The 25,167-nt window shown below is 39.8% G+C and carries 25 protein-coding genes; 9 read left to right on the top strand and 16 right to left on the bottom strand.

All coding sequences use genetic code 11. The annotated features are described in order from the left end of the window. Positions 1-53: 53 nt before the first annotated feature. Both FH976_RS02260 and FH976_RS02265 read right to left on the bottom strand, forming a co-directional pair. Positions 54-1,910, bottom strand: coding sequence for an Hsp70 family protein (locus FH976_RS02260; RefSeq protein ID WP_194089296.1), 1,857 nt, complete (start codon positions 1,908-1,910; stop codon positions 54-56). After that, entirely contained in the window at positions 1,910-2,536 is a 627-nt protein-coding gene (locus FH976_RS02265) for a DUF2760 domain-containing protein (protein ID WP_194089297.1), read from the bottom strand. Before FH976_RS02265 ends, FH976_RS02260 begins: the two co-directional genes overlap by 1 nt. A 333-nt stretch (positions 2,537-2,869) precedes the next feature. Between FH976_RS02265 and FH976_RS02270 the strand changes: the two genes are divergently transcribed. Further along, positions 2,870-3,418 carry a 3'-5' exonuclease gene (locus tag FH976_RS02270; RefSeq protein ID WP_194089298.1) on the top strand — a complete coding sequence of 183 codons (549 nt, stop codon included), beginning with the start codon at positions 2,870-2,872 and terminating at the stop codon, positions 3,416-3,418. Between the two features lie 172 nt (positions 3,419-3,590). On the opposite strand, the gene FH976_RS02275 is transcribed toward FH976_RS02270, so the two are convergent. After that, on the bottom strand, positions 3,591-4,982 hold the full coding sequence (locus tag FH976_RS02275) for an L-cystine transporter (protein WP_194089299.1): 1,392 nt from the start codon (positions 4,980-4,982) through the stop codon (positions 3,591-3,593). Between the two features lie 184 nt (positions 4,983-5,166). Beyond that, on the bottom strand, positions 5,167-5,790 hold the full coding sequence (locus FH976_RS02280; protein WP_194089300.1) for a LysE family translocator: 624 nt from the start codon (positions 5,788-5,790) through the stop codon (positions 5,167-5,169). Between the two features lie 246 nt (positions 5,791-6,036). Between FH976_RS02280 and FH976_RS02285 the strand changes: the two genes are divergently transcribed. From FH976_RS02285 to queC, 3 genes are all read left to right on the top strand, one after another. After that, entirely contained in the window at positions 6,037-6,513 is a 477-nt protein-coding gene (locus tag FH976_RS02285) for a GNAT family N-acetyltransferase (protein ID WP_194089301.1), read from the top strand. Positions 6,514-6,597: 84 nt separating this feature from the next. Beyond that, positions 6,598-8,061 carry a bifunctional NUDIX hydrolase/phosphatase PAP2 family protein gene (locus FH976_RS02290; RefSeq protein WP_194089302.1) on the top strand — a complete coding sequence of 488 codons (1,464 nt, stop codon included), beginning with the start codon at positions 6,598-6,600 and terminating at the stop codon, positions 8,059-8,061. Then, positions 8,058-8,756: a 7-cyano-7-deazaguanine synthase QueC gene (gene queC, locus FH976_RS02295; protein WP_194089303.1), complete on the top strand. Its 699-nt coding sequence runs from the start codon at positions 8,058-8,060 to the stop codon at positions 8,754-8,756. The genes FH976_RS02290 and queC overlap by 4 nt, the downstream gene beginning before the upstream one ends. 124 nt (positions 8,757-8,880) lie before the next feature. Here queC and FH976_RS02300 read toward each other — a convergent pair whose 3' ends face one another. Next, positions 8,881-9,231 carry a DUF2750 domain-containing protein gene (locus FH976_RS02300; RefSeq protein ID WP_194089304.1) on the bottom strand — a complete coding sequence of 117 codons (351 nt, stop codon included), beginning with the start codon at positions 9,229-9,231 and terminating at the stop codon, positions 8,881-8,883. Between the two features lie 50 nt (positions 9,232-9,281). Then, complete coding sequence (locus tag FH976_RS02305; RefSeq protein WP_194089305.1) at positions 9,282-10,469, bottom strand: class I SAM-dependent methyltransferase; 1,188 nt, start codon at positions 10,467-10,469, stop codon at positions 9,282-9,284. Positions 10,470-10,598: 129 nt separating this feature from the next. Here FH976_RS02305 and yccX point away from each other — a divergent pair, with 129 nt between their 5' ends. Then, positions 10,599-10,871, top strand: a complete 273-nt coding sequence (gene yccX, locus FH976_RS02310) for an acylphosphatase (protein WP_194089306.1) — start codon at positions 10,599-10,601, stop codon at positions 10,869-10,871. A gap of 18 nt (positions 10,872-10,889) precedes the next feature. Here the strand turns inward: yccX and FH976_RS02315 are convergent, their stop codons facing one another. The 6 genes from FH976_RS02315 to FH976_RS02340 form a co-directional block, all read right to left on the bottom strand. After that, positions 10,890-11,219 (bottom strand): TusE/DsrC/DsvC family sulfur relay protein, encoded by a 330-nt coding sequence (locus FH976_RS02315; RefSeq protein WP_194089307.1) that lies wholly within the window; start codon positions 11,217-11,219, stop codon positions 10,890-10,892. A gap of 179 nt (positions 11,220-11,398) precedes the next feature. Further along, complete coding sequence (locus tag FH976_RS02320; RefSeq protein ID WP_194089308.1) at positions 11,399-12,061, bottom strand: Bax inhibitor-1/YccA family protein; 663 nt, start codon at positions 12,059-12,061, stop codon at positions 11,399-11,401. 330 nt (positions 12,062-12,391) lie between these two features. Further along, a complete protein-coding gene (locus FH976_RS02325) occupies positions 12,392-13,141 on the bottom strand; it encodes an amino acid ABC transporter ATP-binding protein (RefSeq protein WP_194089309.1) in 750 nt (249 codons plus the stop codon). A gap of 20 nt (positions 13,142-13,161) precedes the next feature. Next, positions 13,162-14,259 (bottom strand): amino acid ABC transporter permease, encoded by a 1,098-nt coding sequence (locus FH976_RS02330; RefSeq protein ID WP_194089310.1) that lies wholly within the window; start codon positions 14,257-14,259, stop codon positions 13,162-13,164. 13 nt (positions 14,260-14,272) lie between these two features. Continuing rightward, positions 14,273-15,481, bottom strand: a complete 1,209-nt coding sequence (locus tag FH976_RS02335; RefSeq protein ID WP_194089311.1) for an amino acid ABC transporter permease — start codon at positions 15,479-15,481, stop codon at positions 14,273-14,275. Between the two features lie 118 nt (positions 15,482-15,599). After that, positions 15,600-16,622: an amino acid ABC transporter substrate-binding protein gene (locus FH976_RS02340; protein WP_194089312.1), complete on the bottom strand. Its 1,023-nt coding sequence runs from the start codon at positions 16,620-16,622 to the stop codon at positions 15,600-15,602. 488 nt (positions 16,623-17,110) lie between these two features. Between FH976_RS02340 and FH976_RS02345 the strand changes: the two genes are divergently transcribed. From FH976_RS02345 to btuD, 3 genes are all read left to right on the top strand, one after another. Then, positions 17,111-18,049, top strand: coding sequence for a precorrin-2 dehydrogenase/sirohydrochlorin ferrochelatase family protein (locus FH976_RS02345; protein WP_194089313.1), 939 nt, complete (start codon positions 17,111-17,113; stop codon positions 18,047-18,049). A 51-nt stretch (positions 18,050-18,100) separates the two neighbouring features. Continuing rightward, a complete protein-coding gene (btuC, locus tag FH976_RS02350) occupies positions 18,101-19,096 on the top strand; it encodes a vitamin B12 ABC transporter permease BtuC (protein WP_194089314.1) in 996 nt (331 codons plus the stop codon). Between the two features lie 75 nt (positions 19,097-19,171). Then, positions 19,172-19,921, top strand: coding sequence for a vitamin B12 ABC transporter ATP-binding protein BtuD (gene btuD, locus FH976_RS02355; protein WP_194089315.1), 750 nt, complete (start codon positions 19,172-19,174; stop codon positions 19,919-19,921). Positions 19,922-20,280: 359 nt separating this feature from the next. Here btuD and FH976_RS02360 read toward each other — a convergent pair whose 3' ends face one another. The 4 genes from FH976_RS02360 to FH976_RS02375 form a co-directional block, all read right to left on the bottom strand. After that, positions 20,281-20,856 (bottom strand): nucleoside triphosphate pyrophosphohydrolase family protein, encoded by a 576-nt coding sequence (locus tag FH976_RS02360; RefSeq protein WP_194089316.1) that lies wholly within the window; start codon positions 20,854-20,856, stop codon positions 20,281-20,283. Positions 20,857-20,950: 94 nt separating this feature from the next. After that, positions 20,951-22,135: an MFS transporter gene (locus FH976_RS02365; RefSeq protein ID WP_194089317.1), complete on the bottom strand. Its 1,185-nt coding sequence runs from the start codon at positions 22,133-22,135 to the stop codon at positions 20,951-20,953. Positions 22,136-22,247: 112 nt separating this feature from the next. Further along, a complete protein-coding gene (alr, locus tag FH976_RS02370) occupies positions 22,248-23,333 on the bottom strand; it encodes an alanine racemase (protein ID WP_194089318.1) in 1,086 nt (361 codons plus the stop codon). Beyond that, positions 23,326-24,585 (bottom strand): D-amino acid dehydrogenase, encoded by a 1,260-nt coding sequence (locus FH976_RS02375; RefSeq protein ID WP_194089319.1) that lies wholly within the window; start codon positions 24,583-24,585, stop codon positions 23,326-23,328. Before FH976_RS02375 ends, alr begins: the two co-directional genes overlap by 8 nt. Positions 24,586-24,830: 245 nt before the next feature. Between FH976_RS02375 and FH976_RS02380 the strand changes: the two genes are divergently transcribed. Then, on the top strand, positions 24,831-25,163 hold the full coding sequence (locus tag FH976_RS02380; protein WP_194089320.1) for a DMT family transporter: 333 nt from the start codon (positions 24,831-24,833) through the stop codon (positions 25,161-25,163). Positions 25,164-25,167: the final 4 nt, after the last annotated feature.

The following is a 25,167-nucleotide window of genomic DNA, read 5'->3' on the forward strand; positions in this document are numbered from 1 at the left end:
CATTCTAAGAGTCGAGTGATATGCCGTGCTGTTACTTCATCATAGCGTATGCATTAGTGGCGAACACTAAATTCGACATGCCATTTCTGACCGTTATCTTTGGCGATGGCCTCAAGCTCAAGAGTGCCAATTTCGGTGACAGTGGCAGCTAAGTTAACCACGACGACATCACCAATATTGCGACCTTGCTGTGCATCCAATGTCATCTGTATTTCAGGCAACTCTTCAAGTTCTTCTGGCATCCAGAAATCTAAGTGGGTACCAACACTGTCTTCACGACGGGTATTTGAACCGTAAAATTGAAATTGAACAGGTTGACCAATGACTAATCCAAATTCTTGATTTTCAACTTGTACATGGCTGCCTTCTTCTAAACCAAAAGGTGCGACGCAAATGGCTTCCATCGGTGGCGCCATTCCTGGAATTGCCGGCATTGCGCTTTCAATTCCCACATAATAACTATTAGCAATGCCGCCACGGATCCGAACCCCAGCATTATTATTGGTTATATTGTGACGGATGAAACCATAATAAGCCGCGCCACGAGAAACGGCTAAATCAAGGTCGACACCAGTTAATGCAGAAATTCCTTTGCTATCATCGGTGGTTAACCAACTATTAATGGTGCTTAAAAGGCGCTTTGACAGTAATTCTGATTTTAATACGCCACCGTTAAACAGCACTTTAGTTGGCTTGATAAAGCTTGAACTATCATCGTGATTGTTTTGAGCTTGGTTCTGACGAGTTAAGAATGCGGCAATATGACGCGTGATTGCAGCATCTTGAGCATAAGGTAAACCTAATTGCGTTAATGCTGCTCGAGTCGATTGCACTGGATGTTCGGTAACGGCAACTTGTGGGAAGAAACCATCAACCAGAGTTTGTTGCACATCTTGTTGCGTTAATTCTGTTTTCAATGTGCTGCCAAGCAGCTTTGAACCCCGACTTGGCACTACAATTGGTACTGATGTTAAGTTGCTATCAGAAAGGAGCGCTTCTTTAGCATCACGACATAAATGTGCCAAAGCTTGAACTTGCCAAGGTTGAAGTTGCTTACCTTGTTGCGCTAAATTCATTTTTAGGCGATAAGCGAGCGCAAGATCCATGTTGTCGCCGCCAAGCAAAATATGCTCACCAACCGCAATACGCTCTAAGTCTAAGTTGCCATTGTGCTCAGTTACCGAAACTAGTGACAGATCAGTCGTACCGCCACCGACATCAACGACAAGTACCAGATCACCCAGCTCAACTTGTTCACGCCATTTGTCATTATTGCTATCAATCCAACTATATAAAGCCGCTTGCGGCTCTTCTAACAGTGTAACTTGTTTTAAGCCCGCGTTACGCGCCGCTTCGGCCGTTAATTCTTTTGCCGCAGGATCAAAGGAAGCAGGGATCGTGATAGTCACTTGTTGCTGAGCTAATGGAGCCGAAGCATGTTGGTGATCCCAAGCTGAGATTAAATGCGCTAAGTATAATTCAGTCGCTTTTAATGGTGACACTTTATCGATGTCATCTGTATCAGTTTGACCTGATTGTGGCAAAAAGGCTTCACGACGATCAACACCGCCGTGGCACAACCAACTTTTTGCACTGGCGACTAAACGCATTGGGGTTTTGTTACCCATTTGACGAGCAATGGTTCCAACCAATGCATTGGGTTGCTGTGTCCAAGGCAGGACGGTTGTTCCGGGTGCTAATTCTGTTTCATGTGCTTGATACAAAAATGAAGGCAGTTGATTTAATTCCTGTACCTGTCCTGATGCGATCAGTTGCGCAATAGGAAAGACTTGCACAGGTGCGTTTTCTTCACTTATTGAGCGGTAAGATAATACGCAGTTGGTGGTGCCTAAATCGATACCAACAAAAAATTGGGCTTGAGCGTCTTGAGACGAATTATTCATATCCATTACAGTTCAACCTCAGCCGGTGCTAATACTGAAGAGTCATAGTTTTCTGATAATTTAGGTAGAGTAATATTATCTGCTTTCCAACCGCGATGAATTAACGTACCAGTAAATGGCGCTAGGCCTGAAACATGGCCGGTTAAGCGAATTGCTTGGGCGTTAAAGCCTTGTTCGATCGTAATGCGTGTTTCTTCATCTTCACTGCGAATGTGAGAAAGAGTGAAGTGATCGGCCAATACTTTTTGTCCACCAATATGAATCACACGTGCCGCTGCCCCGACTTCTTCATCGCTAAAACCAGTAAGATCTTCTGATAAGAAATCAATTAAACGAGCTTCTTGTTGAAAGATAGACATTAATTGTAATGCAGACTCCGTTGGCGAACTTTTAAGCTTAGATTCTACTTCAATAATTTTTTCTACGATTTTTTCAACTTCGATTACTTTCTCGACTTCAACAATTTTTTCTACCGGCTTTTCTATTTCAACGATCTTTTCGACTGGCTTTTCAATGATTTTCTCAACCGTTTTACGGCGCATTGATAGTAATAAAAATAAAACCGTGGTTGCGGCTAAGATGATATGCAGAAGATCAAAAGTAGTTGGCATTGCTGATAAATCAAAAGTCATGGTGATGTCTCTGTTAGAAAATACTCAGTGACTTATCTTTGGGCGGATCTTGAAAAAACAAGGTCAACAAAAAGACAAGAGCAAGTCATAAAATTGGAATTATTTTATCATAATGATGCTTCAAACCGTTAAAAATCGCGGTCACATTACGAATATAATCATCTAAAAGAATGTACTTTTACTCACGTAAATCTTTATGAGTTAAATTACTGATTGAATTATAAGCAAAGCATAGTGGTGATTGGTATTTTCTTAGCATTGGCATGGTTAATTTTGTTAGAATTCTTTTTTTAATATTGAGGCGGAATATTATGAATCATAATAGGAAAAACCATGAATTATAACAGAGTGGTATGCTTCGATTTAGAAATGTGCTGTTGGAGTCAAGATGATATAAAGAACAATCGCAGTGACAAGGTCACGGGTGAAATTATAGAAATTGGCTTAGCAGAGGTCGATCTTGTTCTGGGGACGATTGTGAAGCGCGCACAGTTTTATGTAAAACCAGAAGAGGATGAAATTTCTGGTTTTTGTTATGAATTAACGGGAATAACACCTCGTATAGTGCAAAAACAAGGAAGGCCACTAGAATCCGTTTTAAAGTCCATGGTCAAAAATTTTGGTGGTTCGAATAAAATTTATGCAGCTTGGGGGCGAGATGATGAGATCTTGCGATTAGAATGCGAACAAAAAGGGCTCGTTTTTCCGTTTAAAGAATTTTTGAATCTTGCCACCTTGTATCGAATTCAATCTCGCTTAAAAGATAAGCGCATTGGTCATAAAGAAGCACAAGAAAACTTGAATATTGAGTGGGAAGGGCGACAACATTCTGGCTATGTTGATGCATTCAATTTAGCCAAAGTTGCATTGGCTATTTTATAGTTTTATTTTTTGATCTTATCAATACAAGAAACCCACAGTATGTGTCGAACATATTGTGGGTTTTCTATTTTAGCTAAGTCATCTATACCGAATTAGTTTCAGGCTATATAGAGCTTTAATTAACTCTGGACTAAAGCTTCAGCCTGCATAAAGTCTCTGCCTAGGTAAAGCCTTAATCGGCAGTTTGCACTTGAATTGTTTTAAATTCTTGATTGATTTCTTTTTTGTTGCCTAACAAACGAGAGGTAATTGTGCCCGCTGTCATTGCGCCACTTACATTCAGTGCGGTACGAGCCATATCAATTAATGGTTCAATCGAAATTAATAAGGCAACAATGGTGACTGGTAACCCCATTGACGGTAATACGATAAGGGCTGCAAAAGTTGCACCGCCGCCGACACCCGCAATACCGAATGAACTAATAGTAATCATCGCAACTAAAGAAATAATAAAGTTAAAATCCATTGGATTAATGCCCACCGTTGGAGCAACCATTACGGCTAGCATGGCAGGATAAATACCCGCGCAACCATTTTGTCCAATTGTCGCACCAAACGTTGCTGCTAAATTAGCGATAGCTGGTGGAACATTCAATTTAGTAATTTGAGCTTCAACATTTAATGGAATGGTTGCAGCTGAGCTACGTGAGGTGAATGCGAATGTTAATACTGGCCAGATGCGCTTAAAGTATTCTTTTGGACTCACACCTACGAAAGAAACTAATATTCCATGCACAATAAACATCAAGAAAATAGCAATATAAGAAGCAACAATGAAGCCGATAAGGTTTAAAATATCTCCGACACTTGATGTCGCCACTACTTTAGCCATTAATGCTGCAATACCGTATGGCGTTAATGAAATAATCATACGAACCAAACGCATTACAATCGACTGAATAGCGTCAACAAAAGTACGAATAGGGGCTTCTAATTCTTTCTTTTCAATCATCACGCGGCGGGCCGCAATGCCGGTTAAAATACCGAAGATAACAACCGCAATAATAGATGTTGAACGAGAACCTGTTAAATCAGCAAACGGATTGGTTGGAATAAAGCTCACTAACATTTGTGGAATGGTTAGATCGGCAACGCTACCCATTTTAGTTTCTAAAACAGAAATCGTGGCGGACTCTCGAACACCTTCCGTTAGTCCTGCAGCCGATAAGCCAAATAAATGTGTGACGATAATACCAACTAGAGCGGCAATCATAGTGGTGAAAAGGAGTACGCCAATAGTTAAACCACTAATTTTGCCAAGAGAGCCTGAGTTTTCTAATTTAACTACAGCGGCAATCATAGAAACTAACACTAGTGGCATAATGACCATTTTTAGCAAGCCAACATATCCGCTGCCAACCACATTTACCCATTCAAGAGTTTGTTTGATGATTGGATTACCTTCACCATAAAAAACATGAACAAGCAGACCAAATACACTACCGAATATTAACCCGAGTAAAACTTGACGAGATAAACTGTTATTGGCTTTTCTTTGTTGTAAAAACAAAAAGAGAAGGATGCCCACAAAAATCGCAAGATTAGCGATAACGGCAATAGACATATATTAATCCTTAATTTGTATAAAATGGACAAAATTTATTACTGAATTTATTGCTCGCAAATTTACCGCTTTAATCTTGCGGGTACAAAGTGACATAAGGCATTAATTATGACGTTTAGTTATAAGCTCTTAATTTGAGTAAAAATGAAGCATTAATCGCTCGTTTATTGCCCTTTATATAGAGCTAATCAATCATGGCTAACCAAATACCGACAGCAATCATAAGTGTTCCTGCGATGCGGTTGAGAAAGCGCACATTATTTCCTTTACTTAAGAACAATCGTAGGCTTTTTCCACCTGTTGCATAAGCCAGCATAGAAATAAACTCTGTGCATAAAATAATTCCAATTAAGACAATCATTTGATGGGAGACTGATTTATCGATATTAATAAAGGGTGGTAATAAGGAGATCATAAATGCCCAGCCTTTCGGATTTGCAATTGCAGTAATGAAGCCTTGACTCATCAGCTGTAAACGTTGAGTTGGCTGTTGTTGATTATCTAAGTTGAGGGACATTTTACCTTTGTTGCGCCACATGTTAATGCCAATCCAAATTAGATAAGCGCCGCCTATCCATTTTAAAATCGTAAATAAGCTTGGATAATTAAGCATAATTGCTGCAACACCAATAACTGCCGCGGTGGCAACGACAGCGACGCCAACGAGTTCACCAGCCATCATCCATAATGTTCGTTTGACACCAATACTCATACCAAGAGTGAGGGCGAGGGTCATACACATACCAGGAGTAATCGAGACAAAAAAGAAAGTAGGAATAAAAGCGGTGAGCAGGGCGTAATCTAGCATGGACGTTGTGCCTCGTGAGTGGGTGTCACAACAGTGTAATAAATAAAAGTTAAGAGGAGAAGTTTAAAATGAACGTTTGATTAGCATCTGTTTTGTAGAATTAAATGGAACTAAGATTAAGATGTGAAAGGATTATTAAATACAAACCTTAAGCTTTACAGTAAAATATAGTGCCAATATGAATAGACTCATGCGAGCGAAATATTCATCTCAATTTGAACCACGATAATATAGGTGACTAAAGTCATGAAGTTACAAATAAGAGCCGCGAGAGAAAACGATCTCGAAAGCTTGAATGAATTAATGTTTCAACTTCATGATCATCACCACCAAACACAGCCTGAACTGTTTAAAACGGCGCAAGAAATTGAACAAGAAAAAAGTATAGATCGTTATTTAGAGCACCCAGAATGCTTGGTTTTTGTTGCAGAAAAAGATGCAGAAATTATTGGCTTTATCACTGCCCACTTTTGTGAGTTGGTATCTTCGGTAAGTAAACCCATTCCAATGGGAAGCATCGATGAATTTTATGTTCATCCTAAATATAGAAATGGAGAAGTCTCAATCGCTTTGTTTCATCGTATAGAGAAAACATTATTTGATTATGGTGTTGCTCAATTATTTGTTGAAGTGTGGGATTTTAACCAAGTAGGGCAAGGCTTTTATAAGAAAATGGGCTTTCAACCACATATACATTGTTTACGTAAATCTTTAATCGGTTAATTACGGTCTCTCTATATTCCAAATTATTCAAGGTATATATGAGTTGTCTCATCCATGCATCATTCGTTATATGGAATCACACATTTGAAACAAACCGCTATGCTATTTTTTGTTTTGTATATGCTGTTAGCTTCCTCTATAGCGCATGCTAGTGATGCTAAGTTAAAAGGCGCATTGTGTTATATCCAAGCAGATAATCAAGTTGTCTTTATTCAAGAGGTCATCACTGGGTTGTATTCTCTACCGGGTGGAACTATTGAGGCTGGAGAAAGCCCTAAAGTGGCCGCAGAGCGAGAAACATGGGAAGAAAGCGGCCTTGTTGTGAATGCAAAAGCGTTATTGACGAAAACAAAAACTGCTTATATTTACGATTGTGAGGTGGAGTCTCCGATTTTTGTCTATCACCATCAAAATAAACGCGGATTTCACTTTGTACCTGCGTGGTTTGCGCCTAGTTACGGGCTAGAAACACAGAGCGTTTTTTTGTCATTACCTGAGAATATATCGGCCCAAGAATATCGCTTCCCTGAACAGTGGAAACAACAAGTTTTTGGGCATAAGGTCCATAATCAGGATGTTCAATATATTTATAATACGGTCAGCTCAGCGCCTTATGTTCAGAGCATTGAGATCTCTTTTATTGAGACGATACAAAATAGCATTTTAAACTTGGATAACGCTTTTAGCCGCGGGTTTGTTTGGGTTATGTTGTTGCTAGATAGTTTTTCTAGTATTTTTATGGTTCTACTTGTATTACCACTCATCAACTATTTATTTGGTGCAAAATTTAGTATTCGTCTATGCCTTATTATTATCGTGACGGCGGTAATCGTCTACTTTATTCAGCTAAGGTTGCAGCTTCCAAGACCGGAAGCCTATTTTCCTGATATACATATGTCTAATAAAACGGGCTTTGGAATGCCAAGTTTAAGCGCAACGTTAAGCATGGTTTGGTTATGTTATGTTTTTAATGCATTGGTGAGAAGATATAAAGAATTCTCTCCTTATAAAGTTTTGCTATTATTGGTGCTTTTTATTGTATGTAAAGACTTGGCAACGGTTTGGCTTGGAGGGCATTTTTTCTCGGATATTCTGTGTGGTTACGCGTTAGGAATATTGATTGCTTGGCACTATATTCGTATTGAAAATAATAAAAATATCCATGTATTAAATGTGATGGTTAACCCCATCTTCTGGTGGTTATTAACGCTGTGTTTGCATGGTCTGGTTTGGTTTAGTCATGCTTTGATTATTGGCCAGTTGGCTGCAATGGCCTTGGCAATCTCTTTACTGCTTAGCGTGAGTTTCAAGCAGTCAATATTTGATGGTTTTTTCTCACCAAAAGTTCAAATAACGTTGGTATCCATCGTAGCTGTCGGAGGGATTATTTTTGCGCCACAGATTATTGATTCAGTATCTAATAGCAGTATGATGACTTATTTAACCAAATGTGCCGTGGTGTTTTTCCTGACGTTAAATGCAATGTTATTAGGGCGAATTAAACCACATGCCAATGCGTCTAATATTAATTTAGGAATATATTTATGAGTAAAGCAGTTGTCGTTTTTAGTGGGGGACAAGATTCAACTACATGTCTTGTTCAAGCAATACAAGACTATGATGAGGTTCACGCGATTACCTTTGATTATGGTCAGCGTCATAAGCAAGAAATTCAAGTTGCTCAAAAAGTTGCTCAACAGTTAGGTATTACTGCGCATAAGATAATGGATGTTGGCTTGCTTAATGAACTTGCGATTAGCTCTCTAACGCGCGATGACATTCCGGTCTCACATGAATTACAAGAAAATGGCTTACCAAACTCTTTTGTTCCTGGTCGTAATATCTTATTTCTAACTCTTGCAGGCATTTACGCGTACCAAATTGGAGCCGATGCGGTTATTACTGGCGTTTGTGAAACCGATTTTTCAGGTTATCCGGATTGCCGTGATGAGTTTGTAAAGTCGATCAATCAATCTTTAGTACTCGGAATGGATAGATTATTTGAAATAAAAACACCATTAATGTGGCTAAATAAAGCACAAACGTGGGCATTAGCTGATCAATATCAAGCTTTAGATCTAGTTCGAACTCAAACACTTACTTGTTATAATGGAATAATTGGTAATGGATGCGGTGATTGTCCTGCATGTGATTTACGCAAAGCAGGGCTGGATGACTATTTAGCGAATAAAAATACAATCATGGCTGAATTGTTGGCAATGCAAGCCGTAACAGAACCTTAATTCGACTCCAAAAAATAGCCCCACAAAGATGACAATATTTTTGTGGGGCTTCCGGTTGATACTCTTAAATGTGAAATTTAAAGTAAAAACTCTTCTTCGTTGTGATTCTAAATGTCTTTAATATTTAGATGTATTGTTTAGCCAGTTCTGAAGGCTCAAGTTCCTGACCTTCAAGTTGATCATTCCAGTTTGTGCCAATTAATACCCCATCTTCTGCAAGAGTAATTAACCAATCTTCAACAAAAATATCGAGTGGGATTTCTAGTACTTCAAAATCAGACCATTCTTCAACATTGTGCGTTTGAGCGTCTTCTTTTGCTGACCAGAATGGCATGACTTCACTTTCTTCAAATTCAGAAGAGTCACAAGATAGCCAACCTTCATCATTTTTTAAACCCCAAACCAATTTGGTTTCTTGAGTCTCTTTTACAAACAAAGCTAGGTTTGCTTCAATATCATTCGTTAATTTTGACATGCTGTATTCTCTATAAAGTAATTGGGTGCATCATTAGCACCACAAGAGTGTTAGTTAACCTGGCAAGCAAAGCCTTTCAAGTAAAATCCTTCTGGATATGCGCTATCAACGGGGTGATCGGCTGCTTGGGCAAAGCGTTCAATAAATTGTACTCGACGACCCGCGTCTAATGCTGCATCGGCAATGATTTTTTGAAATAAATTAGATTCCATTAAACCAGAGCAAGAATAAGTGAGTAATATACCGCCAGGGTTTAGGATTTGCATTGCCAACATGTTGATGTCTTTATATCCACGACAAGCACCATTTAATTGGGCTTTGGATTCTGCAAACTTAGGCGGGTCCATGATCACAACATCAAATTTAGTGCCATTTTCACGATACTCTCGTAATAGCTTAAACACGTCGGCATTTAAAAATTCAGCTTTCGATAAATCGAATCCATTTAACTCTGCATTGGCTTTTGCATTATCAAGCGCAGGTTGAGATACATCCGCATTGATAACGTTAGTCGCATTACCTTTCAGCGCATATAAACCAAATCCACCAGTATATGAGAAGCAGTTTAATACAGACTTTCCTGCAACGTATTTCATCGCTTGTTGGCGGCTATCACGTTGATCAAGATAAAATCCTGTTTTGTGGCCTTTCTGAATATCCACTTGAATTTTGATGCCATTTTCTTCAATGACGATAGAGCTTGGAGGCATATCGCCATGAATAAGGCCTTGTCGTTCTTTTAAGCCTTCTTTTTTGCGCACTGAAACATCTGAGCGTTCATAGATACTACAAGTTGGAAATACTTGCTTCAATGCATCAATCAATTCTTCACGCTTCGCTTCAGCGCCTGCACTTAATAACTGGCATACTAAGAAGTCTTGGTAGCGATCAATAGTGATACCTGGTAAACAATCTGATTCACCGGCAATTAAGCGATAACCCGTCAAGCCACCACGCTTAATAATCGCTTCTCGCATCGCTTGTGCATCTTGTAAACGCTTAACAAAGAATGCGGTATCGATATTTTCTTTTTCAAATGACCATACACGAGCTCGAATTTGAGATTGAGGCGAGTAGGCGGCTTTTGCCAACCATTGACCACTGTTTGAAAATACATCCACGGTATCGCCAAGTTCTGGATTACCTTCTACTTTTTGAATGCCACGAGAAAATACCCAAGGGTGACGACGAATAAGGGACTTTTCACGGCCTTTAACAAGGTAAATAGCAGGAGTCATAAGATTGAGTTGCCTAGAATAGAAAGGAAAACCGTATTTTCAGTTAATGTGAAAAGGAAAGCAAATTTAACCGTGATAATTGCTAGAATTTTAATGGTTAAGGAAATAAATGCAGTAAATGGAGGGTATATGGCATTTTGTAATCGCTTATTTATCGTTTCAGGTTTAGTTCAAGGCGTTGGTTTTCGTTATCAAACTGCACACCAAGGTTTGGTTATGGGATTAACAGGCTATGCGAAAAATCTAAACAATGGGGATGTTGAAGTCCTAGCTTGTGGTGATGAAAGCCAAGTTGCAGAGTTCGAGGCTTGGCTTAAAAAAGGGCCACGAACGGCGTTTGTTGAACGGCTGCAAGAAGTGCCGACAGAGAAGAAAGTCACGCGAGACTTTGTTATTTTGTGATCTGATTGGTATCTAGCGTCATAAACATTTCGCTGGTTTGGGTAACCCTGCAAGTTTAGTTGCTTGTTTTGCCGGGCCTTTTTTAAATAGTTTAAATAGGTATTTACTGCTGCCTTTTTCTGGGCCATGCGCTTTTTCCATTGCTTTAACCAGCATTCGAACAGCAGGTGATGTTTTGAATTCTAGGTAAAAATTACGGACAAATAAAATGACTTCCCAGTGAGCGTCGGTTAATTCTATATTTTCAGACTCAGCCAAAAGAGGAACAAGCTCTTTGCACCATTGGGTCTGATCGAGTAAATATCCTTCAGTATCGGTTTCAATGATTTGTTGATTAAAGTGATACATGGCTTACCTAATGGCTTTTAAAGGATAATAATGTGATAAGGGTAGCGGAATCTTTCACGGGAGCCAACAGATTAACGACATAAAAAAGCCCGAAAGTGAATCTATTGCTAGAGAGCACTTTCGGGCTAGTTACATATACCGTTTTACTTAGGTATTTAAGTAGTCTATTTAATTGTAGATTAATCTCGGCTTGTGATGCCTAGAATGCTTAATAAACTAATGAAAATATTGTAAATCGATACATACAGCGTAATCGTAGCTGAAATGTAGTTAGATTCACCACCACGAATAATGTTTTGAGTAGTCAACAAGATAGCACCTGTTGAAAACAAGACAAACATACCGCTTAGTGCAAGATGGAACATTGGAATATGGATGAAGAAGCTTGCAACCATACCAACCACGATCACAATGAAACCAGCCATCATGACACCGTTCAGTACGGAAAGATCACGTTTAGTCGTAAGGGCGTAAGCTGAAGCTGCCATAAACGCTAATGCGGTACCGCCAAGTGATGTAATGATGATGTCACCCATACCGTTGGCAACATACATATTTAGAATCGGACCTAAGGTGTATCCCAAGAAACCCGTAAATAAGAATGTAAATACTAATCCTAAACTAGAATTACGGTTTTTCTCGGTTAAGAAAAGTAAACCGTAGAAACCAACCAACATGATAATGATGCCAGGGTGAGGTAAATTTAGCGCCATTGATACGCCAGCCACAACCGCAGACCAAAGTAATGTCATTGATAATAGGAAGTAAGTATTGCGTAATACTTTGTTCGTTTGTACAACGCCTGCGCTTCTTGCTGAGCGTGATGTTAGTGGACTGTTCATAAATTTCCTCATTAGTAACGCTTTCGTTAAGCTAAGTCTGCCATAAAACGAGATCAGCTTATACTTTTGTTAGTCCTTAAATGCGGCTATAAGTTCACTTTTTCAAGTGTTAACCACGAATAGAATTATTATAAACGAATGTAGTTAAATTATAACGACAGATTCGATACTAAGTTGTAACAGCTGATGTTGTGTATTTGGAGGTGAAATTATTATTGAGAGAATATATTGTCATAGTGATTATATTTACTCAATTAATAAAAAAAACCTCGCGATTACCAAAGGTAAAGGCAAGGCTAGTTCATATTATCTGTGTTTAAATTCTAATTATTAGTGATGCAAAATCTGACTTAAGAAATTAATCGTTCGATCGGATTGTGGGTTTTCAAAGAATTCTTTCGGATTATTCTCTTCAATAATTTCCCCTGCATCCATGAAAATAACGCGATCAGCAACTTCTTTAGCGAACCCCATTTCGTGAGTGACACAAAGCATTGTCATACCCTCACCGGCAAGCTCAACCATTACATCAAGAACTTCGCGAACCATTTCCGGATCAAGCGCTGAAGTTGGCTCATCAAATAGCATGACTTGTGGATTCATACATAAAGAACGAGCAATGGCCACACGTTGTTGTTGACCACCAGATAGTTGACCAGGGTATTTATCGGCTTGATCTGGGATCTTAACGCGCTCTAAGAATTTCATTGCGATCTTCACGGCCTCATGTTGCGGCATTTTCTTCACCCAAATCGGCGCCAAAGTGCAATTTTCTAATACGGTTAAGTGGGGGAATAAATTAAAGTGTTGGAAACACATTCCCACTTCTTTGCGTACGATTTCGATGGTTTTTAAATCTTCTGTTAATTCGGTACCTGAAACCCGGATGCTGCCTTTTTGATGCTCTTCCAAATGGTTAATACAACGGATCATGGTTGATTTACCTGATCCTGAGGGGCCACAAATTACAATTTTCTCACCTTTTTTAACGTTAAGGTTAATGTTTTTTAGCACGTGAAACTCACCGTACCATTTATTCATGTCCTTTATTTGGATCATGTAATCTTGTTGTTCAGTCATAATACTTCCTTGAATTACACTTAACGTTTATGGCCAGTGTTGAGTTTGTTTTCGATATACATTGAGTAACGTGATATACCAAAACAGAAAACCCAAAATACGAGTGCAACAAATACATAGCTTTCGGTTGAATACCCTAACCAATTCGGGTCAGTATTGGCTGATTGTCCTATTCCTAACACGTCATACATACCAATGATGAGCACTAAGCTTGTATCTTTAAAGAGAGACAAAAAGTTGTTCACAATTGATGGAATAGTAATTTTTAAAGCTTGTGGCAAAACGATCAAACGCATCTTCTGCCAATAACCTAATCCTAAAGAATCTGCTGCTTCATATTGGCCTTTTGGTATCGCTTGTAAACCACCACGAACCACTTCGGCCATATAAGCGGAATAGAACATAGTGACACCGATTAAAGCTCGAATCAGTTTATCGGTTTGAATACCACTTGAGAAAAATAGGGGTAACATGACCGATGCCATAAATAAGACGGTAATTAGCGGAACGCCACGCCAGATCTCAATATAAATTATGCTGAGTTTATTGATGATTGGCATTGTAGAACGCCGTCCTAATGCCAGTACCACGCCAATGGGTAATGACAATACAATACCAATGATAGCTAGAATTAAGGTCACTAGTAATCCACCCCATTGATGGGTTGACACTTCAGGCAGACCAAACATTGAGCCTTCAAGCAAGCCAGCCATTAATATGGGATAAGCGCTGCCAAAGAAAATAAAGATCCATGTACGTTTAGGTGTTTTTTCATACGCCATCAGCGCAACTAGTATGGCTAAAGTGGCATAGAATACACGAGGTCTCCATAACTCAGCCGTCGGGTAGAAGCCATACATATACTGCTGCCAACGAACGCTGATAAACACCCAACAGGCACCTGTGCTAGTACAGTCATCTCGAGTCGTACCAAACCAATCGGCATTAAACACTCCCCACTCTAAGACCTGCCAAATGATACGGAAAGCAAAGTAAGCCAAAATAACGGTCGTAATGGTATTGGTAGGACTGCTAAATAGATTTTTACGCATCCAGCCAACAACGCCCACAGTATTTTGTGGTGGTGGAAGACTAGGTTGAAATTGATGTGTTTTCATTATTCTCTCCACCTTATCGTTCGACTAATGCGACTTTATTATTATAGATATTCATGAGCCAAGAGGTGAGTAGACTTAACGCTAAGTACACGCCCATGGTCATAAATATAATCTCAATCGCTTGTCCGGTTTGGTTTAACGTTGTGCCAGCAAACACGGATACTAAATCAGGGTAACCAATTGCCATCGCTAATGATGAGTTTTTGGTTAAGTTAAGATATTCACTGGTTAGTGGTGGGATAATGATTCGCATTGCTTGTGGAATAACAACAAGTTTTAATGTTTTAGTATGAGAAATACCAAGAGCCATTGCCGCTTCTGTTTGACCATGGTCAACGGCTTCAATACCCGAGCGGACAATTTCAGCAATAAATGCAGCGGTAAAAATACCAAGAGCGATCAATAAGGCAAACAACTCCGGTAGAATTGTGATGCCGCCTTTAAAGTTAAACCCTTTTAATTCCGGATATTCAGCTGAAATTGGCATTCCCGCTAGGAAATAGGCAATCAAAGGCAGACCAATGCATAAGCCTAGAGTAATTCGACCGACAGGCGTTTGTTTACCTGTTAGTTTCTGTTTGTTTTTTGACCAAAAATATAGACCGATACTGAGTGCTACGGCTATAATTGTAGCAATGCCAATGAGCATGCTTCCGCTTTCAAATACAGGCTTGGGAAGGTATAAACCACGAATGTTTAAAAAAACGGCTTCACTAAAGCTTAAGCTTTGCCGAGCAGAAGGTAGGGCTTGTAAAACGGCAAAGTACCAAAATAGAATTTGTAGCAGTGGAGGGACATTTCGGACTATTTCTATAAATACAGTAGCAAGGCGGTTGACAATCCAATTAGAAGATAATCGAGCAATACCAACGATAAATCCGATAATAGTGGCGAGAATGATCCCCAGAACAGAGACAAGTGCGGTATTGAGTAGACCAACAAAGAAGGTTCGTCCAAAAGTATCAGTTGCGTTGTAGTCAATTAGAGTTAAGCCAATGCTAAATCCTGCTTCACGATTGAGAAATCCGAAGCCAGTTGCTATGCCACGATCGTTCAGGTTAGTCACCGTATTATTGATGATGATATAAAGAAAGTAACCGACAACAGCAACAGTAATTAACTGGAAAACAATAGATCTAAATCTGGGATTATAAATTAAGCTTGAAAGCGAGTTACTCGTAGTTGACGAATTGACTGCTTCATTTGATTTAATGGGTTTCATACAGCAGTAACCTCAAAACCTGATTATAAATAGGGCGGTCGAAACCGCCCTTTAACTTCTTACACTATATTTGATTTTATATAGCACGAAGCTTCATCTTTTCGAGAACTAATGAAAACTATCGAATCGGTGGAGCGTATTGAAAGCCACCCTCGTTCCATAATTTATTCACGCCACGGTCAACTTTCAAAGGTGAACCTTGGCCAACTGTACGTTCAAACATCTCACCGTAGTTACCGACTTGTTTTACGATTTGATAAGCCCAATCATCTTTTAGACCTAAGCCCTCACCTTTAGGACCATCGAGACCTAAAATACGTCTAACATTTGGATTGTCCGACTTTTTCATCTCATCAACATTTTTCTGAGTAATGCCATATTCTTCAGCATTGAGCATAGCGAATAGCGTCCATTTAGCGATATTAAACCACTGGTCATCGCCTTGACGAACTACTGGGCCTAAAGGTTCTTTCGAGATAATTTCAGGTAGTACGATGGCTGAGCTTGGATCTTTAAGGTTTAAACGTAGCCCATAAAGTTGAGATTGATCCGAGGTTAATACATCACAACGACCGGAATCGAAACCTTTTGACGTTTGATCCATATTATCGAAAACGACAGGCTTGAAAGACATACCTTGAACACGGAAGTAATCGGCAAGGTTTAGTTCAGTAGTTGTACCGGCTTGAACACAGACTGAAGCGCCATCAAGTTCTTTTGCACTTTTTACACCAAGGCCTTTTTTGACCATAAAACCTTGGCCATCGTAGTAAGTCACACCTGCGAAGTTTAAGCCAAGTGAAGCATCACGTTGTAGTGTCCATGTAGTGTTACGAGAAAGCACGTCAACTTCGCCTGATTGAATAGCAGTAAAACGTTCTTTTGCATTGAGAGGAACGTATTTAATCTTTGTTTTGTCACCAAGTACCGCGGCTGCCATGGCTTGGCAATATTCAACATCGATCCCTTTCCATTGGCCTTTTTCATCCGGGTTAGAGAAGCCTGCTAAACCAGTACTTACTCCACATTTTAATTCATCCGCTTTTTGTACATCTTGCAATGTTCCTGCAAAAGATGAGCTTGCCATCATTGCAGCAGAAACGGCTATAGCAGATGTTAATAGTTTGATTTTATTCGCCATATGTATTCTTCCTGTATACGTCCATAATAACCAGTTTCCACTGGTTGAGGGGTCTCTGTGAATAATTACTCAAGTAAAATGCTTTGTTAGAACACTTATCTTAATGGTCGATGTGTTCAGTTTAAAATTCTTATAACCAAACACATTCCTAACTACTTAAGCGTAGGAAAGAATGGGGATTTCACAAACGGAATATAGCAATATGTGTTTGAGTGAAATCACAAATCCTTCAATAAGATTAGAATGGACAAATGTAAATTCGATGTAAATAGTGCAATATTGCGACATTAGTGAACATTGTTGTATTAATTCTGGAAAGTTGAGTATTAATAAAATTATTAATTGTTGGGATAGGGTGTTTTAGCGTTTTTTCTGTTTTTTTCAGAAAATTTCGAAGCAAAATTGTTTGTGATATCGATCGTGTGTTACTAATTTGCACAATTTTGGTAATATCTAAATGTGCTGTTTATCCCAATATAAGGATCCTGATGCGTTATTTTCCAATTTTTATCGATCTCAACAATAAACCAGTACTGGTTGTTGGTGGTGGAGACGTTGCTTGTCGTAAAGTTGACATGCTACTTCGTGCTGGCGCTAAGGTAACTGTTATTTCACCCCAAGTGCATAAACATTTATATCAACTCGCCGAACAAGAATTGCTATTATGGGTACAGTCTTTTTATCAAACGGATATGTTGGTTGATTATGTTCAGGTGTGGGCAACAACGGATAATCCGGAACTGAATCATAAAGTTCATTTGGACGCAAAAGCCCAGAATATTCTGGTCAACGTTGTCGATGACACACCTTATTGCGATTTCATTACGCCTTCGATGATTAACCGAGGTCGAATACAAATTGCCATTTCAAGTGGTGGCGCATCACCGGTATTAATCCGTTATTTACGCGAAAAATTAGAATCTATTTTGCCCCAAAACCTTTCCCTGCTAGCTGATTTTGGCGCCTCAAAACGAAACAGCATAAAAGACGAATTAGGATCGGTTGATGAACGACGTAAGTTTTGGGAACAGTTTTTTACCTCGCCAATAATAGATAAAGCGACAGACCGAAAAGATCTTGAGGTTCTTTATAATCAAATTCTTGATCAAAAGTCATGCGTAACAGGATCGCAAGTGTGGATTGAGTATGCTGATGATGTAGAGCTATTGTCGATTAAGTCATTACGCTTAATGCAACAATCAGAATTAGTGCTTTACCCGCGTGACTGCCCATTTGAGTTTATTGATTTATGTCGAAGGGATGCCGACCGTGAGCAGTACAATGACTACTCACAATTGGCAGCACTTTTAGAGCATGCAAAAACGGATCGGCGTAGAGTGTCTGTCTTTATCCCGAAAGGCAGCCATGATAATCAATTAAAGTTGATGAGAGGCTCGGATGACTTACTCAAAATCGCCGCGAAATAAAATGCTGCGGTTAATTCGATCAAGATGTAGCGATAGGTTGCGAAGGTAAAAATGCAATACCATCAATTAATGGATTTTAAACAAGCACGTTGGCAAAAACCTTTTTTTATTATGGCGATGTTAATGTGCATTCTCAGCGTAACTTACCTCAAGATTGGAGAGGTGACATTGCCTTGGACTTTCCCATGGTCTGAATTCCAACAACAAATCTTTGCTAATTTACGTTTACCACGCTTAATTGCCGTTATGGTTATCGGTGCTGCATTGGCGGTATCGGGCGCAACATTGCAAGTTCTATTAGGTAATCCATTAGCAGAACCGGGGATCATCGGAATATCTGGTGGTTCGAGCTTAGCCATGGTGATCTTATTATTTTGCTTTCCTATGTTGGCCGGTGTGTTTGGCACTATGTTGGCGGCAATAGCAGGCGCGCTCGTTTTTACCTTTATCATCGTAGGTTTGGCTAAAGCGATGAAGCTTACTACCGCAAGATTACTGCTAGTTGGTGTTGCTTTAGGCATATTATCGAGCTCTGCGGTAACGTGGGCATTTTATTTCAGCGACAATTTTAATCTACGTATTTTAATGTACTGGTTAATGGGCAGTGTCGGTGGTGTAACATGGCAACAGCTTAGTGTGGTTGTTTTAATGCTGCCTTGCATTGTATGGCTATGCAGCCGAGGTCGGGATTTAGATTTATTGATGCTTGGTGAGAAGCATGCCCAGCAATTAGGTTTAAACGTTATTCATTTACGTTGGAAGTTAATTGTTGTTATCGCCATTTTAGTTGGATGCTCGGTGGCGATTGGGGGTGTTATTAGTTTTATCGGCTTAGTCATCCCACATTTGATTCGATTAACTTTGGGCAGTGAAAACCGTTATTTATTACCAATGGCCGCACTCTCTGGAGCGACATTACTGGTTCTTGCTGATTTACTTGCGCGGATATCGCTACACTCTGCGGAATTACCTTTAGGTGTAGTAACGACCAGTATTGGCGCTCCAATTTTCATATGGATGCTATTACGCAACTATGATCAGCATTAATATACCCGGCTTACTACAACGCTAATTACTTAGGGTATATAACTCATAAATACAAAGATGGATACCATACATTAGATGATTGATATTGATTCTATTTCATTATCACCAAGGTTAATGCCAATGTCTTTGAGCATTCAAGCTGGAGAGATAGTGCATGTGATAGGCCCAAACGGTAGTGGGAAAAGCACACTTCTTGAAGCCGTTTCTGGTCTATTAGCTTGCGAAGGTTCTATCCGTATTGATGGCAAAGATATCCGCTCACAAACGTTAGCATCGCTCGCTAACCAGAGAGCATATTTACCTCAACAGTTTCAATCGGCGTTTAGTTTGTCGGTTGCTCATTATCTTTCCTTATCGATCCCTCTTTCTGCACAGGCTTCCGATGTTGCAAAGGCAATGGGAGAGATTACTCAATTATTAGGTATCGCCAATAAATTAGAGAGGCAGACTCGTCAGCTTTCCGGTGGTGAGTGGCAACGAGTGCGTTTGGCCGGTATGTGTTTGCAAGTCTGGCCAGAGCTAAACCCACAAGCGAAATTATTAATTTTAGATGAACCTGCCGCACCATTAGATGTAGGTCAACAAGGATTGCTTTATAAGTTGATTGATTTAATGGCAAGTAAAGGGCTGGCGGTATTAATGGCAAATCATGATCTTAATCGAACATTACATCATTCCGATACTGTTGTGGTGCTCAAGCAAGGCATTCTGAAAGCACAAGGCAAGACAACAATCATAATGAACGCAGAGCTACTTTCTCAAGTCTTTGAGACTCGAATTAGAAAGGTGGAGATTGAGCAGAGTGCTTATCTATTAATTGATTAATTCGATGATCAATTTAGAGGCAAGTAAAATAAAAAGTGGTGCAACGAGTAGGCAAGAGAAACGTTGGTAGAGTGGATTTAATGAATAAATGAATATGAGTTATTTTATTATCATTAATTTTCAATTGGTTATGGGTTTTTTGTCGGTGATTTAAAAGTTGGCACAGAAATCGCATTATCTATAGAGATACATTCTCGTCCTATTTGTTGTTATTACAATCACAACATCTATGCCTGCCTAGTTTTAGACAGGCTTTTTTTTTATCTATCGTTTTATCAATCTTCAATTCGTGGTTGAATCTGCCGTTTGAATGGAAGTGTCAGATTGAGATTCATCGAACAAGCGTTAAAAATAAGAGCTTATTGAGTCAATGACGCAAGATCAGCAGGGCGATAATAAACCGATTTTAGTACTTTTCCTTTACGGACAATTTTACCTTGCATGTCGACATCTTTGGCACATTTAGCAATGATGTATTCGCCTTTTTCAATACCATCTAACTCAACATTTTGCTTAGCATAAAAAGCTTGAGTTTCAGTAAATTCTTGTTCATTACGGCACACTTTACTCATATTGCTTGAATGGACTTCATCCCAACATGGTAAAAAATTAATCCCGCGGTTTTTAGCCACATGCAATAACAATTCAATGATGTAACTGATCCCGATATTCGCTTCAAGGGTGCTATCACCACGATGAACAAGACGACCCATTAAGACGTAAACAGTATCGACGATGGCATCGGCTTGCTCTGTTTTACAATCGGCTTCTGCAAGCTCGGTAAGTTCTTCAATGGCTAAAGAGGTATGCAGAGTATCGGCTTTATCATCAAGACTGTCTAAATCAGCAATAGGAAGATCAAAAGTAAAACGAAACTCCGAAATATCTTGGTATAAATGGGTAAATAATTCAGAAGTAAGTAGTGTGAATTGCATGGTTTTTGATCCTAGAGAATAAAATTTGTCAGATGATAACAAATTTTATTCAGAGGATGGAGATTTGCCGTTAATTCAATTGAGTTATGGTGGCTTATATAGATTGTTGATTTAAGTGCTTTAGCTTTAAACAAATTAACAGCATGACTAAATAGATAACACTGCCGCCCCAAACAACACTTTGCCATCCACCGTGTTGCCAGCAATAAATAAGATAAAAACCACCTAAACTCCCACCCACATAATAATGGACAAGATATAAAGCCGTCGCGCTGGCTTTGGCAATTTTTGCCTTTGAGCTAACCCAAGCATAAGCTAAAGAATGAGTAAAAAACGCACCAGAGCTGATGAATAATAGGGCGATCAGCATAGCGGGTAATGTTGGAATAAGAGCGATGAACATGCCAGTCAAACTGATCACGGTACCTAACACCATTCCTTTAATCGAAGAGAAGTATTGCACCCAGACGCCACTTAATCGTGAGGTGATCGTTCCGGTTAAGTAATACAAGAAAATTAAGGAGACTAAACTTACCGGTAAAGAAAAGGGTTCAGCAACTAAGCGAAAGCCCATTACTGTATATAGGTTAACGAATAAGGCAAAGTTAAGCCCGCCCAATAACATCGCAAACCAAAGCAAAGGTGTTTTAAAATGACGAAAGGCATCTTTAGTGTGTGTGGCTAAATTGGTATTTTTTATCGTGAAATTTCGTTGTGCCGGTACCAGTAATGTCACAATAATGGCAATAATCAGGCTGAGTATCACCATGCCAATTACGGCTGCTTTCCAGCCCCAGTATTCACCGACCATACCGCCGAAAATTCTACCCGTGATCCCGCCTAGCGAATTGGCACTGATGTAAGATCCAACCGCAAGCATGAAAACTTTCGGTGGAAACTCTTCTGCCATATAGGCTACCGCCACGGCAATAAATCCAGCTAATGCGATACCCATTACGGCTCGGACAGCGATCAGTACCATGAGTTGATCTGAAAGAAGTAATAGCAAGCCGACAGCAGGAGAGGCATATAAGCTGATGAATAGAACTTTACGACGTCCAATTTTTTCAGAGTAGATAGCCCAAGGCACTAATGATAATGCCAGGGTGAAAGTAGCCGCGGCTAACACCCAGTTTACCTGAGTGGCAGACACCGAGTAATGATCAGCAATTAAAGGCAGGAGTGGTTGGAATAAATACAAGTTACAAAAAGAGATGAAAGAGCCAATAAAGAGCCCAAAGGTTGCTTTTCGAAATGGATGGTTATCATTTGTCGTCATATCAGTTGCTTAGTCCAGTACATATTGAGAAATAGAGTAACAACTGTTGACTTGATACACCAATAGATATCCACCCAGCCCTAATCGTTTTTGTTGTTATCTCACATGATATTTATGTGATGTAGCGTTTATGAACACGGCGAGTGATCCCGGTAAACAAGGTATACGCGATCGTATCACAATGTTCGGCAACCTCAGTCGCGAGAAGATGTTTCCCCCACAATTCCACCGTTGAACCTATTTTAACATCGGTAACATGAGTTAAATCGACGGTGAGCATATCCATCGATACCCGACCAATAATTCGAGTGCGCTGTCCATTCACTATTATCGGAGTGCCATCTTTTGCATGACGCGGATAACCATCGGCATAGCCAATCGCGACCGTACCCACTTTGGTTGGGGCTGAGCATACAAAACGTTGACCATAACCAATGGCTTCATTGATCGGTACATCACGTATCGCAATAATTTCAGAATGTAATGTCATCACTGGCTGTAGCTGATCAGCCAAAGGATGAGGTTCACTATAAGGCGACGCGCCATAGAGCATAATTCCAGGCCTTAAATATTGTTGCCTTGCTTCGGGATATCCTAATGTTGCAGCGCTATTGGCAAGGCTAATGTCGGCATCGAGTTGATCAAATATTGATTGGCAACGTTGTATTTGCTGGTGGGTAATATTATCAGGTGCAAAAGCGGTATCTGCACTGGAAAAGTGACTCATGCAGACGATTTTTTCAACCTGTGAAAGCGCTTTCAATTTTTGATAAGCCAGCTGATATTGCTTGGGAGGAATACCAAGTCGATGCATTCCACAATCCATTTTTAACCAAATGGTGATAGGAGACTCTAAATCCGCGTGAGCAATATATTCAATTTGTTCGACGCTGTGTACTGCGCACCAGAAGTTATTGGCGGCAATTAGCGGCAGTTCGTCGGGACTAAAAAAACCTTCGAGTAATAAAATTGGCTGAGTAATGCCGGATTGGCGCAGTTCTAGTGCTTCCTCAATACACGCGACACCAAAAGCATCTGCTTCCTCTTTTAGCGCATGCGCCATTTTTACCGCGCCATGCCCATAAGCATCCGCTTTGATAATAGCGACCGCATGTTGTCCATTAGCCAGTGTTTTTGCCAATTGGTAATTATGACGAAATGCAGTCAAATCAATGGTTGCAGTGGTTGGTCTAGCCATAATAACGCTCGATAGACAAACCTTCAGGATCGATGTCGGGTTGTTTTTGATTAATAATATCACTCACAAACTTGGCAGAGCCTAACGACATCGTCCAACCTAACGTGCCATGGCCGGTATTTAAAAATAAATTGGAATACTGAGTTCCACCTAAAATTGGCGTGCTATCTGGCGTCATTGGGCGTAAGCCTGTCCAAAACTCGGCTTTCGCTACATCAGCAGCACCGGGGAACATATCTTGCACCACAAAATCAATGCTGGCGCGACGTTTTTCAGGTAACTCAAGATTATAAGAGGCAATTTCTGCTGTACCACCAACGCGAATACGATCGTCAAAGCGGGTGACCGCGATTTTATACGTTTCATCCATAATGGTGGACTGAGGAGCGCGCGACTCATCTTCAATCGGAAGTGTGAGAGAGTAACCCTTGATCGGATAGATCGGCACTTTAATACCAACGGTGTTCAGGATTTGAGGAGAATAACTCCCTAATGCACACAAATAAGTATCACCAAGGATCTCACCTTTATCGGTTGTGACACTGGTGATTTTTCCATTCGATTGATTGAGTTTGTTAATCTGGGTATCCATCATAAAGATGACACCCATTTGTTCACATTGTTTAGCCAGTTCAGTGGTGAACTTGAAGCAATCTCCCGTTTCATCACCTGGCAGATGCAAACCACCCACAAATTTATCTTTTACATATTGCAGGGCGGGTTCATGTTTAACGCAACCAGCCATATCTAATGCTTGATGCTCAATGCCCAATTGTTTCAATACTTCAATATCTTTTTGTAGCGCGTCAATTTGTTTTTGTTTTCTAAATAACTGTAAAGTACCCAGTTGGCGAGCGTCATAATCAATGTTGAGCTCACGACGTAAATCGACAAAGCAATCACGGCTGTATTCCGCAATTCGCAACATGCGTGCTTTGTTAACTTGATAACTGTGGGTATTGCAGTTGGCTAACATTTTGGTCATCCACGACAGGGTATAACCATCGAGTTCTTTCATGTTAATCATAAAAGGTGATAAGTCTTGTAGCATCCAACCGACTGCTTTAAACGGTACACCGGGCGCGGCCCAAGGAGAGCTATAACCGGGAGAAATCATTCCAGCATTACCGTGGCTAGTTTCCTGAGCAACAGTACTTTGGCGATCAATAACGGTAACTTGATGGCCGGACTTCGCAAGATACCAAGCACTTGCCACACCGAGCACACCACCACCTAAAACGATTACATGCATACTTCACCTTATTAACAATAATGAAACATTCGATAGTGCTAATCATATTCCAAAATTAAGAGAATGGTGCTTTGTATTTTGTATTTTATTGGTATTAAACACTGTAATTTATAGTAAAATGCAGAATAAAAATTATTAAATATCAGTGAAAATTAAAGTGAGATCACCGTCATGTTTTTATTTATGGTGTTTGGGCTTTACCGTAATATGACCGTAAGTTGTCTAACGTTAAGTGTAGGAAAGATATGAAACATTGGTTGTTTTTAGGAATTGCGATTATTTCTGAGGTGGTAGCAACCTCTGCAATGAAATCGGCTGAAGGTTTTACTAAGCTAGTGCCATCCTTAATTGTCGTTGTGGGTTATCTGATTGCCTTCTACTGTTTATCAATGACGCTGAAAGTCTTACCTGTTGGTATTGCTTATGCGATCTGGGCAGGGTTAGGCATTGTCTTAGTAGCGATTGTTTCGTGGTTCTTATATGGGCAGAAACTCGATTTTCCTGCGATTTTAGGCATGGCTTTGATAATTTTAGGCGTCATGGTGATCAATGTTTTTTCTAATACTGGTGGACATTAATAAA

This window comes from Vibrio hibernica, assembly GCF_015223435.1.
Lineage (GTDB): Bacteria > Pseudomonadota > Gammaproteobacteria > Enterobacterales > Vibrionaceae > Vibrio > Vibrio hibernica.

What these genes read in the sequence shown, in the direction of transcription:
- FH976_RS02260 (WP_194089296.1), bottom strand. Translation starts at nt 1,910, where the DNA reads ATGGATATGAATAATTCGTCTCAAGACGCTCAAGCCCAATTTTTTGTT.
- FH976_RS02265 (WP_194089297.1), bottom strand. Translation starts at nt 2,536, where the DNA reads ATGACTTTTGATTTATCAGCAATGCCAACTACTTTTGATCTTCTGCAT.
- FH976_RS02270 (WP_194089298.1), top strand. Translation starts at nt 2,870, where the DNA reads ATGAATTATAACAGAGTGGTATGCTTCGATTTAGAAATGTGCTGTTGG.
- FH976_RS02275 (WP_194089299.1), bottom strand. Translation starts at nt 4,982, where the DNA reads ATGTCTATTGCCGTTATCGCTAATCTTGCGATTTTTGTGGGCATCCTT.
- FH976_RS02280 (WP_194089300.1), bottom strand. Translation starts at nt 5,790, where the DNA reads ATGCTAGATTACGCCCTGCTCACCGCTTTTATTCCTACTTTCTTTTTT.
- FH976_RS02285 (WP_194089301.1), top strand. Translation starts at nt 6,037, where the DNA reads ATGAAGTTACAAATAAGAGCCGCGAGAGAAAACGATCTCGAAAGCTTG.
- queC (WP_194089303.1), top strand. Translation starts at nt 8,058, where the DNA reads ATGAGTAAAGCAGTTGTCGTTTTTAGTGGGGGACAAGATTCAACTACA.
- FH976_RS02300 (WP_194089304.1), bottom strand. Translation starts at nt 9,231, where the DNA reads ATGTCAAAATTAACGAATGATATTGAAGCAAACCTAGCTTTGTTTGTA.
- FH976_RS02305 (WP_194089305.1), bottom strand. Translation starts at nt 10,469, where the DNA reads ATGACTCCTGCTATTTACCTTGTTAAAGGCCGTGAAAAGTCCCTTATT.
- yccX (WP_194089306.1), top strand. Translation starts at nt 10,599, where the DNA reads ATGGCATTTTGTAATCGCTTATTTATCGTTTCAGGTTTAGTTCAAGGC.
- FH976_RS02315 (WP_194089307.1), bottom strand. Translation starts at nt 11,219, where the DNA reads ATGTATCACTTTAATCAACAAATCATTGAAACCGATACTGAAGGATAT.
- FH976_RS02320 (WP_194089308.1), bottom strand. Translation starts at nt 12,061, where the DNA reads ATGAACAGTCCACTAACATCACGCTCAGCAAGAAGCGCAGGCGTTGTA.
- FH976_RS02325 (WP_194089309.1), bottom strand. Translation starts at nt 13,141, where the DNA reads ATGACTGAACAACAAGATTACATGATCCAAATAAAGGACATGAATAAA.
- FH976_RS02330 (WP_194089310.1), bottom strand. Translation starts at nt 14,259, where the DNA reads ATGAAAACACATCAATTTCAACCTAGTCTTCCACCACCACAAAATACT.
- FH976_RS02335 (WP_194089311.1), bottom strand. Translation starts at nt 15,481, where the DNA reads ATGAAACCCATTAAATCAAATGAAGCAGTCAATTCGTCAACTACGAGT.
- FH976_RS02340 (WP_194089312.1), bottom strand. Translation starts at nt 16,622, where the DNA reads ATGGCGAATAAAATCAAACTATTAACATCTGCTATAGCCGTTTCTGCT.
- FH976_RS02345 (WP_194089313.1), top strand. Translation starts at nt 17,111, where the DNA reads ATGCGTTATTTTCCAATTTTTATCGATCTCAACAATAAACCAGTACTG.
- btuC (WP_194089314.1), top strand. Translation starts at nt 18,101, where the DNA reads ATGCAATACCATCAATTAATGGATTTTAAACAAGCACGTTGGCAAAAA.
- btuD (WP_194089315.1), top strand. Translation starts at nt 19,172, where the DNA reads ATGATTGATATTGATTCTATTTCATTATCACCAAGGTTAATGCCAATG.
- FH976_RS02360 (WP_194089316.1), bottom strand. Translation starts at nt 20,856, where the DNA reads ATGCAATTCACACTACTTACTTCTGAATTATTTACCCATTTATACCAA.
- FH976_RS02365 (WP_194089317.1), bottom strand. Translation starts at nt 22,135, where the DNA reads ATGACGACAAATGATAACCATCCATTTCGAAAAGCAACCTTTGGGCTC.
- alr (WP_194089318.1), bottom strand. Translation starts at nt 23,333, where the DNA reads ATGGCTAGACCAACCACTGCAACCATTGATTTGACTGCATTTCGTCAT.
- FH976_RS02375 (WP_194089319.1), bottom strand. Translation starts at nt 24,585, where the DNA reads ATGCATGTAATCGTTTTAGGTGGTGGTGTGCTCGGTGTGGCAAGTGCT.
- FH976_RS02380 (WP_194089320.1), top strand. Translation starts at nt 24,831, where the DNA reads ATGAAACATTGGTTGTTTTTAGGAATTGCGATTATTTCTGAGGTGGTA.